The sequence below is a fragment of the Frankia sp. AgKG'84/4 genome (genome assembly GCF_023242965.2).
GTDB lineage: Bacteria > Actinomycetota > Actinomycetes > Frankiales > Frankiaceae > Frankia.
In genome coordinates this window covers 1-849 of record NZ_JALKFU020000893.1, presented here as the reverse complement: position 1 = coordinate 849, position 849 = coordinate 1, and the positions used below count along the sequence as shown (strand labels likewise).

1 protein-coding gene is annotated in these 849 nt (G+C 75.6%); it reads right to left on the bottom strand.

The window, feature by feature from the left end:
• Nucleotides 1-789, bottom strand: a 789-nt coding sequence (locus tag MXD58_RS25880) for a phytoene desaturase family protein (RefSeq protein WP_518478689.1), incomplete at its 3' end; no start/stop codon positions are given.
• Between the last annotated feature and the right edge of the window lie 60 nt (nt 790-849).

The following is an 849-nucleotide window of genomic DNA, read 5'->3' as shown; positions in this document are numbered from 1 at the left end:
CAGCACGTACAGGACGTCGGACTGCAGCGCGTACTGGACGTTGAGCAGGCCGCGCACCCCCACCGGGCGGCCGACGCCAATGAGGTGGCGCATCGCGAAGCCCAGCGCGCCCAGGCCGCTGCCCGGCGCGTCCGGGCCCAGACCCCACACGGCCGGTCCGTTCGTGCAGGCGGCGGCGATGAGCCACGGGGGCAGGCCGAACGAGCCGAGCACGTCGAGCAGGCTGCGCCGGGCCCAGTCGAGCACGGTGGCGGCGCCGTGCAGCCGGTGGTGGGCCGCGCGGGCGGCGATCGCGGCCGTGGTCGGCCGGGCGCTCTGGACGGCCTGGACCAGTCGGGCGGCGGGCAGGGCGACGTCGAGATAGCGCCGGTAGGCGGCGGCGACCGCGGGGTCCGTTCGGGCCAGGCCGTCGATGGTCCGTTCGGTGCTGCGCCACTGGACGAACGCCGGTTCGTCGCCCCAGCCGATCGCGATGCCCATCGGGTCGACGTCGAGGTAGCGCAGGCCGTAGGCGCCGAGTTCCAGCTCGTCGACGATCCCACTGGCGAGGATCATCGTGTGGTCGCAGTTGCAGATGTTCACCCGGGCGCCGATCGCGTCGACCGTCGACGCGCAGCCGCCGACGGTGTCCCGCGCCTCCACCACGACGACCGACCGGCCCGCACGGGCCAGGTAGGCCGCGCAGGCCAGCCCGTTGTGACCAGCGCCGATGACGATCACGTCGGCGCGTTCCGGCAGATCGCCCCAGCCGTCCCACCCAGGACCGCGCCCCACCCTGGCGGTCCCCACGCCGCCGGCCTCCACGCCGCCGGCCTCCACGCCGCCGGCCTCCACGCCGCCGGGCTCCAC